At 63.2% G+C, this 14,334-nt stretch carries 14 protein-coding genes and 1 tRNA gene; 12 read left to right on the plus strand and 3 right to left on the minus strand.

Annotation, left to right across the window (positions count from 1 at the left end):
- Window positions 1-36: 36 nt before the first annotated feature.
- A complete protein-coding gene (locus tag U0O11_RS14580; RefSeq protein WP_279837512.1) occupies window positions 37-648 on the minus strand; it encodes a LysE family translocator in 612 nt (203 codons plus the stop codon).
- Window positions 649-1,587: 939 nt separating this feature from the next.
- Here U0O11_RS14580 and U0O11_RS14585 point away from each other — a divergent pair.
- A complete protein-coding gene (locus tag U0O11_RS14585) occupies window positions 1,588-1,833 on the plus strand; it encodes a hypothetical protein (protein ID WP_279837496.1) in 246 nt (81 codons plus the stop codon).
- Between the two features lie 256 nt (window positions 1,834-2,089).
- Here U0O11_RS14585 and U0O11_RS14590 read toward each other — a convergent pair.
- Window positions 2,090-2,175: transfer RNA gene (locus U0O11_RS14590), tRNA-Leu, on the minus strand.
- A 407-nt stretch (window positions 2,176-2,582) separates the two neighbouring features.
- Between U0O11_RS14590 and queA the strand changes: the two genes are divergently transcribed.
- The 5 genes from queA (at window position 2,583) to secF (ending at window position 8,193) form a co-directional block, all read left to right on the plus strand.
- Window positions 2,583-3,614 (plus strand): tRNA preQ1(34) S-adenosylmethionine ribosyltransferase-isomerase QueA, encoded by a 1,032-nt coding sequence (queA, locus tag U0O11_RS14595; RefSeq protein WP_279836894.1) that lies wholly within the window; start codon window positions 2,583-2,585, stop codon window positions 3,612-3,614.
- A 155-nt stretch (window positions 3,615-3,769) separates the two neighbouring features.
- A complete protein-coding gene (gene tgt / locus U0O11_RS14600) occupies window positions 3,770-4,888 on the plus strand; it encodes a tRNA guanosine(34) transglycosylase Tgt (RefSeq protein ID WP_054556871.1) in 1,119 nt (372 codons plus the stop codon).
- A 130-nt stretch (window positions 4,889-5,018) separates the two neighbouring features.
- Window positions 5,019-5,354: a preprotein translocase subunit YajC gene (yajC, locus tag U0O11_RS14605; protein ID WP_043333819.1), complete on the plus strand. Its 336-nt coding sequence runs from the start codon at window positions 5,019-5,021 to the stop codon at window positions 5,352-5,354.
- A 70-nt stretch (window positions 5,355-5,424) separates the two neighbouring features.
- Window positions 5,425-7,275 carry a protein translocase subunit SecD gene (gene secD / locus U0O11_RS14610; protein WP_054556870.1) on the plus strand — a complete coding sequence of 617 codons (1,851 nt, stop codon included), beginning with the start codon at window positions 5,425-5,427 and terminating at the stop codon, window positions 7,273-7,275.
- Between the two features lie 12 nt (window positions 7,276-7,287).
- Complete coding sequence (secF, locus tag U0O11_RS14615) at window positions 7,288-8,193, plus strand: protein translocase subunit SecF (protein ID WP_279836888.1); 906 nt, start codon at window positions 7,288-7,290, stop codon at window positions 8,191-8,193.
- Window positions 8,194-8,320: 127 nt separating this feature from the next.
- On the opposite strand, the gene U0O11_RS14620 is transcribed toward secF, so the two are convergent.
- Window positions 8,321-9,115, minus strand: coding sequence for an inositol monophosphatase family protein (locus tag U0O11_RS14620; protein ID WP_043333816.1), 795 nt, complete (start codon window positions 9,113-9,115; stop codon window positions 8,321-8,323).
- A gap of 505 nt (window positions 9,116-9,620) precedes the next feature.
- Between U0O11_RS14620 and U0O11_RS14625 the strand changes: the two genes are divergently transcribed.
- From U0O11_RS14625 to ndk, 6 genes are all read left to right on the plus strand, one after another.
- Window positions 9,621-10,418: an RNA methyltransferase gene (locus tag U0O11_RS14625; RefSeq protein ID WP_054556868.1), complete on the plus strand. Its 798-nt coding sequence runs from the start codon at window positions 9,621-9,623 to the stop codon at window positions 10,416-10,418.
- A 9-nt stretch (window positions 10,419-10,427) separates the two neighbouring features.
- Window positions 10,428-11,387, plus strand: coding sequence for a serine O-acetyltransferase (cysE, locus tag U0O11_RS14630; protein WP_215823443.1), 960 nt, complete (start codon window positions 10,428-10,430; stop codon window positions 11,385-11,387).
- 142 nt (window positions 11,388-11,529) lie between these two features.
- A complete protein-coding gene (locus tag U0O11_RS14635) occupies window positions 11,530-12,003 on the plus strand; it encodes a Fe-S cluster assembly transcription factor (protein WP_043333815.1) in 474 nt (157 codons plus the stop codon).
- A 120-nt stretch (window positions 12,004-12,123) separates the two neighbouring features.
- Window positions 12,124-13,272: an aminotransferase class V-fold PLP-dependent enzyme gene (locus tag U0O11_RS14640; RefSeq protein ID WP_225347262.1), complete on the plus strand. Its 1,149-nt coding sequence runs from the start codon at window positions 12,124-12,126 to the stop codon at window positions 13,270-13,272.
- A gap of 15 nt (window positions 13,273-13,287) precedes the next feature.
- A complete protein-coding gene (locus tag U0O11_RS14645) occupies window positions 13,288-13,614 on the plus strand; it encodes a HesB/IscA family protein (protein ID WP_279836887.1) in 327 nt (108 codons plus the stop codon).
- Between the two features lie 240 nt (window positions 13,615-13,854).
- On the plus strand, window positions 13,855-14,280 hold the full coding sequence (ndk, locus tag U0O11_RS14650) for a nucleoside-diphosphate kinase (RefSeq protein WP_043333812.1): 426 nt from the start codon (window positions 13,855-13,857) through the stop codon (window positions 14,278-14,280).
- Window positions 14,281-14,334 lie beyond the last annotated feature (54 nt).

Below are 14,334 nucleotides of genomic sequence, written 5' to 3' on the forward strand. Positions count from 1 at the left end.
AGAAGCGCCAGAGCCTCACCGGGCTGACAGGCTGTCTCAAAGCCCCCAGACCACCCGCAACGCCAGCCCCAGCAACACCACGCCCGTCAGACGGTTGATCCACATCGCGCGCGCCTGCAACCAGGGCAGCACCCGCGAGTGCGACAGCACCAGTGCCACCAGCACATACCAGAGCCCGTCGATGCCCATGGCCGTCACGACGACCAGCCACTTGCCCGACTCGCTCATCTCCGGCGTGATCAACTGACTGAGCAGCGCCACGAAGAACAGGATCAACTTGGGGTTGGCCAGCGCCACCATGAAACCATCGCGTATCGCCATGGAACGGGACGTCGTGACGGCCTGCGCCTCCAGCGCTCCACCGCGACCTGCCCGCAGCGCCTTGAACCCCAACCAGGCCAGATAGACTGCGCCCAGCAGCATGATCGCCTGGAAGACGCCCGGATAATGAACGATCAAGGCGCCGAGCCCCCAGGCAGTCAGCGCGGCATACAACCCGACTCCCAGCGCATGACTGATACCGGCGGCGACCCCCGCACTCCTCCCGCCGCCCAGGGTATGGCGCAGCACCATCGCCAGACTCGGTCCGGGCGACATCGCCCCCATCGCGCATAGCGCAACCAGTGACAACCACAGATTCAGCGGCATCCAATGCATGAAGGTCATTCCATGTTCCAGTCAATTGGTGAAAGCGACACTGCGCCGGCCTCGGACATACACCTGGGGGATCACCTGACAGTAGCCCGGCGCTCGCGATGGGGCCCGCCCTACCCATCCGGCGCTGCTCAAGGGATGAGAGCATCGGGCACATACGACTCCCACCAAGTCTTCAGGCAGACGCAGTCGAGTGTATCAAGCGCCATGCTGATGCGGCAGCAGGCCATATGGACGACCTGGACATGCCCCTCACGATGGGTGTCACACGGGCTGGACAGTCCGCCCTCGAAGGCGGCCGTCGTGCATGGATTTATATGAGAACATAATAAAGTACAGAAATTTACACATTTGAAAACTTGTGCAACAAATTAGACATTGTACAAGTTTATGATAACCAGTAACGTCTGTACCGCTGCTCAGGAAGAGCGGCAGGTTCAGCGTAGTGACAGGCCAAGTGCACAGGAAGTGCAGCCAGGGACAGGCCCTGTCAAAGGATGACGCGCAGGCTTGGGGACTTCGCTCCTTAGCCAGGAAGATTCGTAAGCCTGAGCGGGTAGGTTTACGAATCTTCATGACTGGCAAGCCTGCGAGCTCAGGGAAAGAGAGCACTACGCTGAATGACACCGAATTCAGTCAGTTTCTGAAAGGTGTACAAGATTCTTGCGGGCCAGTAACGCCCGATCGCTGCTCAGGAAGAGCGGCAGGTTCAGCGTAGTGACGGGCCAAGTGCACAGGAAGTGCAGCCAGGGACAGGCCCTGTCAGAGGATGACGCGCAAGCATGGGAAGCTTCACTCCCCGGCCAGCAAGATCCATGAGTCTGAGCGATTGATTCATGGGCCTTGATGACTGGCAGGTTTGCGAACTCAAGGAAAGAGACCACTACGCTGCACCTCACCAGATTCAGTCAATTGCTGAGAAGGAGAGGAGACATGGAAGGGAAAGCTCAAGCCGCACTGTGTTGTCCGGCATGCTCCGGCCTGAAGATGGAGTATCAGTACCACACCCCATCGGCCGACCACCTGGTGCACTGCCAGGATTGCCATGAATACGTCGGCATGTGGTTTACCCTGCGCCAGGAACTCGCGATCCAGAACACCCGCATCGCACTCCTCGCCCCCTCCCTCGCCAGCAACAGCATCTATCGACGCGTGAAGAGCGTTCCACAACAGGCGTGAGCCGCCGACTGGATGCACGAGACACAGGAAAGCCCCGACATTCGTTCGGGGCTTTCCTGTGTCTGGGCCCCTGCCGTCACGTACAGAGCACAGACAAGCAGCTGCCATCGCCAGCGCCATGACAGGCGAAGCGTGAAGGAATAAGCAAGGACTGGTATTCGGGGCAGAGACAGAGAGCGAGCGAAGAACCACAAGGGAGATGAATCGGCGGGAGCCAGAAACGCAAAAAGCCGCTCGAAAGCGACTTTTTCAATTCTGGTGCCGGTGGTCGGACTCGAACCGACACGCCTATTAAGCGGCGGATTTTGAATCCGCTGCGTCTACCAATTCCGCCACACCGGCAACGGAGCGAAATTATACGGGACATTGCGCCAAGGTCAACGAGTTTTGGCGTCAGATCAGACACATGGAGCGCTTCCTCACACCCCACGCCGCAGTGGACTGAGGCGTGTCTCCCGCAAACGGGTCTTCGCGTGGACGATGGCATTGGGTATCATGAGCGACCTTTTTCGTCTGCCCGGACAGCCAAAGCCTCGAGAGTGTCGCACCTGACTGCCCCACCCGCAGAAAGGGAGTCATGCGCTCGCGACGAGAGCGCCAGTGTCTCAGGGCGGCATCTCCCCATTGTGCATGTACGCATGCCACGGAGCGCACCACGCGCCTCGTGTTATCAGAGTGTCAGGTTGGCCATGTCACGTATCGATTCCGGTGATGCCTCGGGCGTTGCCACACCTAACGACGCGCGCCCGATGCAGCGCAGCGATTACGATTTCAGCCTGCCGGATGAGCTGATTGCCCGCTACCCGTCAGAGCAGCGCAGCGATTGCCGGCTGCTGCATCTGGATGGCAAGAGCGGCGAGATCGTGCACCGCCGCTTCCCGGATCTGCTCGAGCAGCTGGAACCCGGCGATATCGTGGTGTTCAACGACACCCGCGTGATCCCCGCGCGCCTGCATGGTCAGAAAGCCTCCGGCGGCAAGATCGAGATGCTGCTGGAGCGTCCGCTGGACGCCCATCGTGGCCTGGCGCACATCCGCTCCAGCAAGTCGCCCAAGCCAGGTACCGAGCTGATCTTCGAAGGCGGCATCACGGCCGTGGTCGAAGGCCGTCAGGAGGCGCTGTTCGAGCTGCGCTTCCACGGCGAGACGCCGATGATCGAGCTGCTCAACCAGCACGGCCACATGCCGCTGCCGCCTTATATCACTCGGGATGACGAACTGTCGGATCGCGAGCGCTATCAGACGGTCTATGCCAAGCGCGATGGCGCCGTGGCCGCCCCGACGGCGGGCCTGCACTTCGATGAGCCGATCATGGCCGCCATGGCCGAGAAAGGCATCGAGACCGCCTTCGTCACCCTGCATGTCGGCGCCGGCACCTTCCAGCCGGTGCGCGTCGACAGCATTCTCGAGCACCACATGCATAGCGAGTGGATCGAGGTCGGTCAGGAAGCCTGCGACAAGATCGCCCGTGCCCGCGCCGCCGGTCGCCGCGTGGTCGCCGTCGGCACCACCAGCGTGCGCTGCCTCGAGAGCGCCGCCAAGGCCCACGCTGGTGAGCTGGCCCCCTACTCCGGCGATACCGACATCTTCATCTACCCGGGCTACGAATGGCAGGTGGTGGATCTGTTGATCACCAACTTCCATCTGCCGGAATCGACCCTGCTGATGCTGGTCTCGGCCTTCGCCGGCTACGAGCACACCATGGCGGCCTATCAGGCGGCGGTGGAAGAGCGCTACCAGTTCTTCAGCTATGGCGATGCCATGCTGCTGGAACGCGCCTGAATCCCCTCTTCTGACATGGCCCCGGCATTCGCCGAGGGCCGTGTCATGCGCAGTTAACGCGCCCCGCGCTATGCTGCGGCATAGTGGCATCGACACACCAGCTGCGGCCTGTTTCGCCGCCAAGCAAAGAGAGCACCATGCGTAAAGAATGCTTCATGAGCTTTGAAAAGCTCGCGACCGATGGCCGTGCACGTCGTGGCCGCATGACCTTCCCCCGCGGCACCGTGGAAACCCCGGCCTTCATGCCGGTGGGCACCTACGGCACCGTCAAGGGCATGACGCCGGAGTCCATCAAGGACATCGGCGCCGAGATCATCCTCGGCAACACCTTCCACCTGTGGCTGCGCCCGGGCACGGAAGTCATCGAAGCGCATGGCGATCTGCATGACTTCGCGCAGTGGGACAAGCCGATCCTGACCGATTCCGGCGGCTTCCAGGTCTTCTCGCTGGGCAAGACGCGCAAGATCACCGAACAGGGCGTTCACTTCCGCTCACCGGTCGATGGCTCCAAGGTCTTCATGGGCCCGGAAGAATCGATGGCGGTGCAGCGCTCGCTGGGCTCCGACATCGTGATGATCTTCGATGAGTGCACGCCGTATCCGGCCACCCATGATGAAGCGCGCAAGTCGATGGAGATGTCCCTGCGCTGGGCGCAGCGCTCCTACGACGCGCATGGCGACTCGCCGTCGGCGCTGTTCGGTATCATTCAGGGCGGCATGTATCCGGACCTGCGCGAGAAGTCCCTCGAGGGTCTCAAGAAGATCGATTTTGACGGCTACGCCATCGGCGGCCTGTCCGTGGGCGAGCCCAAGGACGAGATGATCAAGGTTCTCGACTACCTCCCCGAGTGGATGCCGGAAGACAAGCCGCGCTATCTGATGGGCGTCGGCAAGCCGGAAGACCTGGTCGAGGGCGTGCGGCGTGGCGTCGACATGTTCGATTGCGTGATGCCGACCCGCAACGCGCGCAACGGTCACCTGTTCACGCCGACGGGCACCGTCAAGATCCGCAACGCCGTCCACAAGCGTGACACTTCACCGCTGGACCCGGACTGCGATTGCTACACCTGCACCAATTTCTCGCGCGGCTATCTGCATCACCTTGATCGCTGTGGAGAAATGCTCGGCTCGATGCTCAACACCATCCACAATCTGCGCTACTACCAGACCGTGATGGCTGGTTTGCGCGGTGCAATTGAAGCGGGTACATTGCAGGACTTCGTGGAACAGTTCTATGCCGCGCGCGGCCTGCCGGTGCCGCCGCTGGCCGACTGATCGAGGCGAATGACGACCGGGGGCCAAATCCTCCGGTCGTCTTGATATTCGACTCGAGCCAGACGTGAAGAAGAGCCTGAATCACGCTCATTGCATAACAACAGTTCACTCGTAACCTCTGGAGATACACATGCTGGAATTCCTGATTCCTGCCGCACACGCGGAAGCCGAAGCGGCTGTCGCCGGCGGCGGCGCCATCGGCCAGATCGTCATGCTGGTCGGCTTCGTGGTCATTTTCTATTTCCTGCTCTGGCGTCCGCAGTCCAAGCGCGCCAAGGAACACAAGAACCTGATCGGCAACCTGGCCAAGGGTGACGAAGTCGTCATCGGTGGTGGCCTGGTTGGCCGCATCACCAAGGTCAGCGAGCAGTTCATCACCATGGAGCTGAACGAAGGCAACGAAGTCAACGTGCAGAAGTCTGCCGTGGCTGCAGTCCTGCCGAAGGGCACCATCAAGTCCATCTGATCCCTCCTGCTGCCGGCCCCTGTGCCGGCAGCATGCTTTTCTCTCCCGCTCCACCAAGGACAGGGCTGCCATGCTCAACCGCTATCCGCTTTGGAAGTACCTGGTGATCTGCCTGGTACTTGCCGTCGGCGTGATCTACGCATTGCCGAATCTCTACCCCGAAGACCCGGCAGTGCAGATCAGTGCCGCCAGCGGCGCCGAGGCCATCGACCAGCAAGACCTCGATCGCGCCACCAGTGCCCTCGAAAACGCCGGCATCACGCCCAAATCCGGGGAACTCAACGGTTCCACCGGCCTGATTCGCCTTACCAGCAACGACCAGCAGCTGCGCGCCAAGGAACTGATCAGCGAGACGCTCGGCGATGACGCCATCGTCGCGCTGAACCTGGCCGACGCCACGCCGTCGTGGCTGGCCAGCCTCGGTGCCTCACCGATGAAGCTGGGCCTTGACCTGCGTGGTGGTGTCCACTTCCAGCTGGAAGTCGACATGGACGCCGCGGTCAAGCAGCGCCTGGAAGTCAACGCCAGCGCCATCAAGGAAACCCTGCGCGAGGAGCGTATCCGCTACCGCGGCAGCGAAGTCGACGACGGTACCCTGAGCCTGACGTTCTCCGATGAGGAAGACCGTTCGAAGGCGCGCTCACTGATCTCGCGCGACTTCCAGAACTTCGAATACGACGAGCGCGATGTCGAGCGTGGGGCCGTACTGGACCTCACCCTGACCGCTGCCGCCGTCAAGGAGATTCAGGATTACGCGGTCAACCAGAACCTGACCACGATCCGCAATCGCGTCAACGAGCTGGGCGTGTCCGAGCCGCTGGTTCAGCGCCAGGGCCCGAACCGCATCGTGGTCGAGCTGCCGGGCGTGCAGGACACGGCCGCCGCCAAGCGCGTACTGGGTGCCACCGCCAACCTCGAATTCCGTCTGGAAGCGGCCAGCGACACGCCGGCCAGCGAGATGGAGAGCTTCGCGTTCCGCAACCAGCCGAGCCGCACCGCCAACATCATGAAGGACGTGATCATCAGCGGTGACAGCGTCTCCAGCGCCAGCACCAGCTTCGATGAAAGCGGCCGTCCGCAGGTCAACATCAACCTGGACGGAACCGGTGGCTCGATCATGAACCGCGTCACGCGTGCCGCGATCGGCCGCAACATGGCGGTGCTGTTCATCGAGCACAAGACCCGCACGCGCACCGTGATGGAAGACGGCGAGAAGGTCGAGAAGCGCATCCCGTACACCGAGAAGGGGCTGATCAGCCTGGCGACCATCCAGAGTGCACTGGGCAACAGCTTCCGCATCACCGGCCTCGACTCGCCGACGGAAGCCAAGGAGCTGTCGCTGCTGCTGCGTTCCGGCTCACTGGCCGCGCCGATCTACTTCGTGCAGGAACGCACCATCGGCCCGAGCCTCGGTGCCGAGAACATCTCGCGCGGCATCCTGTCCGTCGAGCTGGGCCTGCTGCTGGTCGTGCTGTTCATGCTGGCGCGCTACAAGGCCTTCGGTGTCGTCGCCAACGTGGCCCTGACCGCCAACCTGGCGATCCTGATAGCCGCGATGTCGATGCTGGGCGCCACCCTGACGCTGCCGGGTATCGCCGGTATCGTGCTGACGCTAGGTATGGCGGTGGATGCCAACGTGCTGATCTTCGAGCGTATCCGCGAGGAAATGCGCTCCAAGATGCCGCTGCATCAGGCCGTGCACACCGGCTTCGAGCGCGCCTTCACCTCCATCGTCGATGCCAACATCACCACCCTGCTGGTCGCGGTGATCCTGTTCTCCATCGGCAGTGGCCCGGTCAAGGGCTTCGCGGTGACGCTGTCCATCGGCATCCTGACGTCGATGTTCACGGCGATCATGGTCTCGCGCGGCATCATCAATCTTGCCATTGGTGGCAAGACACTCAAGAAACTCTGGATCTGAGGGGCCATCGTGATGCGACAGTTTGACTTCATGAGCAAGCGGCGCGCGGCCTTCATCGTCTCCATCGTGCTGACGATCGTGGCCATTGGCGCCCTTGTGATTCATGGCCTGAACCTGGGCCTCGACTTTACCGGCGGCACCCTGGTGGAAGTGAAATACCAGGCGGCACCGGCGCTGGAGAGCGTGCGCCAGACACTCGAAGCCGCCGGCTACAAGGATGTCTCGGTCCAGACCTTCGGTGCCAGCAACGAGATTCTGGTGCGTCTGCAGCAGAGCTTCGAAGCCGGCATCGGCAATGACATCGTGGCGCATCTGCAGGCCACCGGTGACAGCGTCAACCTGATCCGCGCCGAGTTCGTCGGCGCCCAGGTCGGTGATCAGCTGCGTGACCAGTCCGGTCTCGGCATGCTGCTCGCCCTGGCCGTGGTGATGGTCTACGTGGCCTTCCGCTTCCAGTACAAGTTCGCCCTCGGCGCACTCATCTCGCTGGGTCACGACGTCATCATCCTGCTGGGCATCTTCGCCCTGTTCGGACTCGACTTCGACCTGACGGTACTGGCCGCGGTGCTGGCCGTGATCGGCTACTCATTGAACGACACCATCATCGTCTACGACCGCATTCGCGAGAACATTCGCAAATCGCGTACCGATCACATGCCGTCGATCTTCAATGACGCCATCAACGCGACGCTGTCACGCACGCTGTCCACCTCCGGCACCACCTTGCTGGTGTTGCTGGCGCTGTTCTTCCTCGGCGGTGACATGATCCACAACTTCGCCATCGCGCTGATCATCGGTGTGGTCGCGGGGACCTTCTCGTCCATCTACGTGGCAGCGGCGCTGTTGCTGGTGGTCGGCCTGCAGCGTGTGGATCTGATCCCCCCGCCCAAGGAGCAGTTCGAGGACGGCGCGCCGTAAGCGCCTCCGCTCGTTAAGCTCGGCACGGATCGCCAGGCACAAAAAAACCCCACCTCATGCGAGGTGGGGTTTTTTTCGTTCTCCAGACGGCCCCGAAGGCTGTCAGGTCACGTCGTCTTGCAGGGTCTTACAGGTGCGGCTGCATGGTCTGCGCCAGCGCCTTGTACAGACGCGCGCCAGCGGCCATCAGGGTGCCTTCGGCAACCACGACCGGCGTGCCGTCGGCACTGCCTGCCAGCGCGCCACATTCCTTCAGGAACAGGCTGACGATCTCGCTGTCACCGGCATCCAGACCCAGCACATAGACGGCATCGACGCGACCAGAGGCCAGCTCGAGCACGTCCAGCAGCGCACAGCCGCTGGTGCGCAGCATCTCGACCTGCGGGCCGACCTGCTGAACGATGGAGAGGTAGGTCGGCAGGTGACGCGGACGCTGCCAGCTTTCCGGCAGGCCCATCGCCAGACGCGCACCTTCGATGGAGGTGGCGTTGGTCACGCGGATACGGTGACCGGAGTGCTGGGCGCCACGACCGCGGCTGACGATGTACTCTTCGTCAGTGAACGGTGCGATGACCACGGCGTGCTCGGCACGGCCCTTGAACAGGCAGACCACGGACAGCGCGAAGCCGGAGGCCGCGGATGCCAGGTTGGAGTAACCGTGCACCGGCTCGATGCGCCAGTGGTAGTCAGAGCCCTGACCTTCACCATCGCGATGGTCGGTATAACGGCCGGAGAGACCGTGTTGCGGATAACCGCGCTCCAGCTGACGCACGATGTGCGCTTCGGCGCGACGTGCAGTGTCTGCAATGAAGGTGTCGAGATCGTTGTCGCCACGGGCGACTTCGATACGTTCACGAGCACGGACGAACTGCTCTGCGGCACCGCGTGCAGCACGCAGCGCAAATTGGACCATCGGATGCATGATCAAGGCCTTGACGAGTCGGGAGCTGTTAAAGAACGGGTGCCACGGCGCGTGAGACATCAACGCGGCGCAACACGGATCGAGCGAAACTGGGTGCAATCAGATCAGGCGGTCATGTAGCCCGTACAGGAATCCTGATACGGCGCGGGGCGCGCTGCATAGTGCAATGTATGCAGGCTGCCAGCCGCCACAGCACGCGGCGCCAGCGAGGGCGAACACATGTTGCGACATGACGGGACGGCGTAGTCTATCAGAGCTCGGCTCGAGCCGCCATTGCCTGCGGCCACCCTCTGCCTGCGCTTCGCCTCCCTGCGCCCTGCCCGCGCGCGCCTCCCTCGCGCCGCTCTTGCCCTCAACACCGGCGGGAAACTGCTCCCTGACGCGGCTTCATGCTAGGATATCGGGTCCTGACGCGCGATTTATCGCTGAGTCTGCGTATGCGGATCACGCACTGCGCCAGCCGCGTCGGCCGACCCGCCCTTCAATTGCTATCCTGGAAGTCCTCATGCTTGAACGTCTGCGCATTGTCCTGATTGGCACCAGCCATCCCGGCAACATTGGTGGTGCAGCCCGCGCCATGCTCAATATGGGCCTGGCCGATCTCGCACTGGTCGCGCCGCGATGTCAGGTGCAATGCCAGGAATCCGCCTCACGCGCCTCGGGTGCCGATGCACTCGTCGCCAGCGCCTCGGTGCACGAGACGCTGGAAGAGGCCGTGGCGGATTGCAGTCTGGTGGTCGGCTGCAGCGCACGTTCGCGCAACCTGCCGTGGCCGATGATCACGCCGCGCGCCTTCGGTGCCACCCTGGCCGATGAAGCCCGCCTGCCGGATGCCCGCGTGGCCATCGTCTTCGGCCGCGAGGATTCCGGGCTCTCCAATGAAGAGCTGCAGCGCTGCCACCGCCACGTGCACATCCCGACCAATCCGGATTTCAGCTCGCTGAATCTGGCCGCGGCGGTGCAGGTGCTGGCCTATGAGTGCCGCCAGGCGTGGCTGGCCGACCAGGAAGCCGCCGGCGAGACGCCGCGTGCCGAGGATGACCAGCCGTTCGGCATCGACTGGGACAGCCCGCTGGCCAGCCATGCCGACCTCGAGCGCCTGTTCGAGCATCTCGAGAAGACACTGATCAGCGTCGACTTCCTCGATCCGGAACAGCCGCGCCAGCTGATGGCACGCCTGCGTCGCCTCTATCTGCGCGCACGTCCGGACAGCATGGAAATCAACATTCTGCGCGGCATTCTTTCCGCGGTGGACAAGCAGGTTCGCCTGGCACAAGCCGACACGGCCAACCGCACTTCCTGAGGACACGCCATGTTCACTCGACTGCGTGAAGACATCGATAGCGTGTTTGCCCGTGACCCGGCGGCGCGCAACTTCTTTGAAGTCCTGACCAACTATCCGGGCCTGCATGCGCTGGTGGCCCATCGCATCAATCACTGGCTATGGCGCCACAACGCCAAATGGCTGGCGCGCACCGGCTCGACCCTGATGCGCTGGCTGACCGGCATCGAGATCCACCCGGGTGCCACCATCGGTCGGCGCTTCTTCATCGACCACGGCATGGGCGTCGTGATCGGCGAGACCGCCCTGATCGGCGATGACGTGACCCTCTATCACGGCGTCACTCTCGGCGGCACCACCTGGAACGCCGGCAAGCGCCACCCGACCCTCGGCGATGGTGTCATCGTCGGTGCCGGCGCCAAGATTCTCGGCCCGTTCACCGTCGGTGCCGGCGCCAAGGTCGGCTCCAATGCCGTGGTCACGCGTGAAGTGCCTGCCGGCGCCACCGTCGTCGGCATTCCCGGCAAGATCGTCAAGCGCGCCGAGCCGGATGTGGCAGAGGAACCGTCAGTCGACCCGGAAAGCCGCGAGGCCATGAAGGAGAAGTTCGGCTTCGATGCCTACGGCATGGGCCAGGACATGCCCGATCCGGTCGCGCGCTCCATGCACGCGATGCTCGATCACATGCATGCCGTGGACAAGCGCATCGAACAGATGTGCGGCACGCTGCGCAAGCTGGATGCCAGCTATCGCGCCGGGCGCCTGCCCGAGCTCGACGATGCTGACTTCGCCCAGCTGATCGATGAACTGGGGCCCTGCGGCGGCGAGACGACCGTCGCTGACGTGGCCGCGGCCCAGGGCAGCACCTCACCCAAGGCCCGGGCAGCCTCCAGTTCCGAGCAGACCTCGCCCCAGCAGGCACCAACTGAGCAGCCGCCGACCGAGCAGGCAAGCGATACGCAGGAGCCCGCTGAACGTCAGCATGGCTAAAGTTGACCAATTCAGTCGGGATTGACCCCGCCAGACCACCCCACCATAATGGGGCGCATTGATACGCCGTCTCGCCAGAGGCGGCGACTACGCCCGGCCTCGTCCTCAACGTCGCAGGCTCCATCTGCTCACGGACTCTGTCATGCGCCTGACCACCAAGGGACGCTACGCCGTCACCGCGATGCTCGATCTGGCCCTGCATGCCAGTTGCGGCCCGACCTGTCTGGCCGATATTTCCGTACGCCAGGGCATCTCGCTGTCGTATCTGGAGCAACTGTTTGCGCGTCTGCGGCGCGCAGGCCTGGTCAAGAGCGTGCGTGGCCCCGGTGGCGGATATCTGCTGGATACCGAACTCGAGACCACCTCGGTGGCGTGCATCATCGACGCCGTCAACGAGTCAGTCGATGCCACACGCTGTCAGGGAATGTCGGACTGCCAGGCCGGTGACACCTGCCTGACGCACCATCTGTGGTGTGATCTGTCCGACGAGATCCACGGTTTTCTCGACGGCATCAGCCTGGCCGACCTGGTCGCGCGCGAAGAGATTCGCCAGATCGCCAGTCGTCAGCGCAAGGCGTGCGAGCCGACACCGATCACCGTCATGCAAGGCAGCTGAGCGGCGTTTGCCAGCCAGGCTGAGCACGGCCAGGCGATGCTCGCCGCGCCCCATCGCCTTCGAGATCGTCTTCATCACGTTCACCGTCATCACTGTCTGTCGTGTCTTCAGGAAGTCACCATGTCCCAGCCGATCTACCTTGACTATGCCGCCACCACGCCCGTCGACCCGCGCGTCGCCGAGCTGATGATGCGTCACCTGACGCAGGACGGCACCTTCGCCAATCCGGCCTCGCGCAGTCACATGCCGGGCTGGCTGGCCGAACAGGCCGTCGAGGGCGCACGACGTCAGGTCGCCGAGCTGATCGGTGCCGACCCGCGTGAGATCGTCTGGACCAGCGGTGCCACCGAAGCCGACAATCTGGCGCTGACCGGCTACATGCGTGCCAATGCCGCGCGTGGCCGCCATCTGATCACCTCGACCATCGAGCACAAGGCGATTCTGGATACCGCCAGTGCGCTGGAAGCGGAAGGCTTCGAGGTCACGCGCATCGCGCCGCAGCCTGACGGCCGCATCAGCCCGGACAGCCTGCGCGACGCCCTGCGCAGCGACACCATCCTGGTATCGCTGATGGCGGTGAACAACGAGCTGGGCAGCCTGAATGACCTGGATGCGCTGGGCGACATCGCCCACTCGCATGGCGCGGCCTTCCATGTCGATGCCGCCCAGGCGCCCGGCAAGGTGCAGATCGATGTCAGCCGTCAGCCCATCGACATGCTGTCACTGTCCGCCCACAAGGCCTACGGCCCCAAGGGCATCGGCGCGCTGTACGTGCGTCGCCAGCCGCAGATCAAGGTCGATGCCCTGATCCACGGCGGTGGTCATGAGCGCGGCATGCGTTCCGGCACCTTGCCGACCCATCAGATCGTCGGCATGGGCGAGGCCTACCGCCTGAGCGCCGAGCAGTTCGACGCCGATCATCAGCACCTCGTCGCGCTGCGTGATCAGTTCGTCGCCGGGCTTGCCGGCCTTGAAGGCGTGCACTTCAATACCGATATAGAGGTCAGCGCGCCCAACATCGTCAATCTCGCCTTCGAGGGCGTGGATGGCGAGGCGATGCTGATGGCGCTGCGCGGCATCGCGATTTCCACCGGCTCGGCCTGCAATTCCGCCAGTGTCGAACCGTCGTTCGTCCTCACCGGCATCGGGGTGCCCCGTCCGCTGGCGCTGGCATCACTGCGCTTCAGCTTCGGTCGTTTCACCACCGCTGCCGACATCGAATCCGCGCTCGGCGAACTCAGGCATGCCCTGACGTCGCTGCGCGCCTGACCCGGGAGACTGCTCATGGCACATCTGTCGATTTCCTCCTCCGCCGCCGACCAGATCCGCGTCGTGCTGGCCGAGCGCGGCCACGGCCTCGGCCTGCGTGTCTCGGTCAAGCCCAGCGGCTGCTCCGGCTACAGCTACGTGCTCGACTTCGCTGACGAGGTCAACGAGGAAGACGCCGTCTTCGTCGATCACGGCGCCACCGTCTATGTCGACACCGAAGCCCTCAACGTGCTCGACGGCTCCGAAGTGGACTACGTCAAGGACGGCCTGAACCGCTACTTCCGCTTCAACAACCCCAACGTCAAGGACGAGTGTGGTTGTGGCGAGAGCTTCAGCGTGTAGACCAAGCTTCAGCGTCCAGGCCAAGCGCAACGTCCGAGCCGACCCCCAGCGCCTCGCCAGCCCATGCCGACGAGGCGCTTGCCATCTGCGCGTCATGCGACTCAGGCATGATGGATGCAGCCGGTGGCACTTGCCGCTATAATGCCGCCCACTTTTGTCGCGCGCATGCCGACAGAGCCCGTTTTCCGCCGTTCGGCATCTGCCGTGCGGCTCTTCAAAGCTTGTCTCAGGAGATTCACCATGACTCAGCGTACTCTGTCCATCATCAAGCCGGATGCCGTTGCCAAGAACGTGATCGGCGAAATCTACTCTCGCTTCGAGAAGGCCGGTCTGCAGATCGTCGCTTCCAAGATGGTTCACCTGTCCAAGGAACAGGCCGAAGGCTTCTACGCTGAGCACAGCGAACGTGGCTTCTTCGGTGAGCTGGTCGGCTTCATGACTTCCGGCCCGGTCATGATCCAGGTGCTGGAAGGCGAAGACGCCATCACCAAGAACCGCGACCTGATGGGCGCTACCAACCCGAAGGAAGCAGAAGCCGGCACCATCCGTGCAGACTTCGCTACTTCCATCGACGCCAACGCCGTTCACGGTTCTGACGCGCCGGAATCTGCTGCTCGCGAAATCGCCTACTTCTTCGGCGACAACGAAATCTGCCCGCGCGGTTGATTTCGCCTTGTACGACTGAGAAGCCCGGCCCTTCGGGGCACGCGCCTTTCAGCC

This window comes from Cobetia sp. D5, from assembly GCF_035666195.1.
Classification (GTDB): Bacteria; Pseudomonadota; Gammaproteobacteria; order Pseudomonadales; family Halomonadaceae; genus Cobetia; species Cobetia amphilecti.

What these genes read in the sequence shown, in the direction of transcription:
- U0O11_RS14580 (WP_279837512.1), bottom strand. Translation starts at nt 648, where the DNA reads ATGCCGCTGAATCTGTGGTTGTCACTGGTTGCGCTATGCGCGATGGGG.
- U0O11_RS14585 (WP_279837496.1), top strand. Translation starts at nt 1,588, where the DNA reads ATGGAAGGGAAAGCTCAAGCCGCACTGTGTTGTCCGGCATGCTCCGGC.
- queA (WP_279836894.1), top strand. Translation starts at nt 2,583, where the DNA reads ATGCAGCGCAGCGATTACGATTTCAGCCTGCCGGATGAGCTGATTGCC.
- tgt (WP_054556871.1), top strand. Translation starts at nt 3,770, where the DNA reads ATGAGCTTTGAAAAGCTCGCGACCGATGGCCGTGCACGTCGTGGCCGC.
- yajC (WP_043333819.1), top strand. Translation starts at nt 5,019, where the DNA reads ATGCTGGAATTCCTGATTCCTGCCGCACACGCGGAAGCCGAAGCGGCT.
- secD (WP_054556870.1), top strand. Translation starts at nt 5,425, where the DNA reads ATGCTCAACCGCTATCCGCTTTGGAAGTACCTGGTGATCTGCCTGGTA.
- secF (WP_279836888.1), top strand. Translation starts at nt 7,288, where the DNA reads ATGCGACAGTTTGACTTCATGAGCAAGCGGCGCGCGGCCTTCATCGTC.
- U0O11_RS14620 (WP_043333816.1), bottom strand. Translation starts at nt 9,115, where the DNA reads ATGCATCCGATGGTCCAATTTGCGCTGCGTGCTGCACGCGGTGCCGCA.
- U0O11_RS14625 (WP_054556868.1), top strand. Translation starts at nt 9,621, where the DNA reads ATGCTTGAACGTCTGCGCATTGTCCTGATTGGCACCAGCCATCCCGGC.
- cysE (WP_215823443.1), top strand. Translation starts at nt 10,428, where the DNA reads ATGTTCACTCGACTGCGTGAAGACATCGATAGCGTGTTTGCCCGTGAC.
- U0O11_RS14635 (WP_043333815.1), top strand. Translation starts at nt 11,530, where the DNA reads ATGCGCCTGACCACCAAGGGACGCTACGCCGTCACCGCGATGCTCGAT.
- U0O11_RS14640 (WP_225347262.1), top strand. Translation starts at nt 12,124, where the DNA reads ATGTCCCAGCCGATCTACCTTGACTATGCCGCCACCACGCCCGTCGAC.
- U0O11_RS14645 (WP_279836887.1), top strand. Translation starts at nt 13,288, where the DNA reads ATGGCACATCTGTCGATTTCCTCCTCCGCCGCCGACCAGATCCGCGTC.
- ndk (WP_043333812.1), top strand. Translation starts at nt 13,855, where the DNA reads ATGACTCAGCGTACTCTGTCCATCATCAAGCCGGATGCCGTTGCCAAG.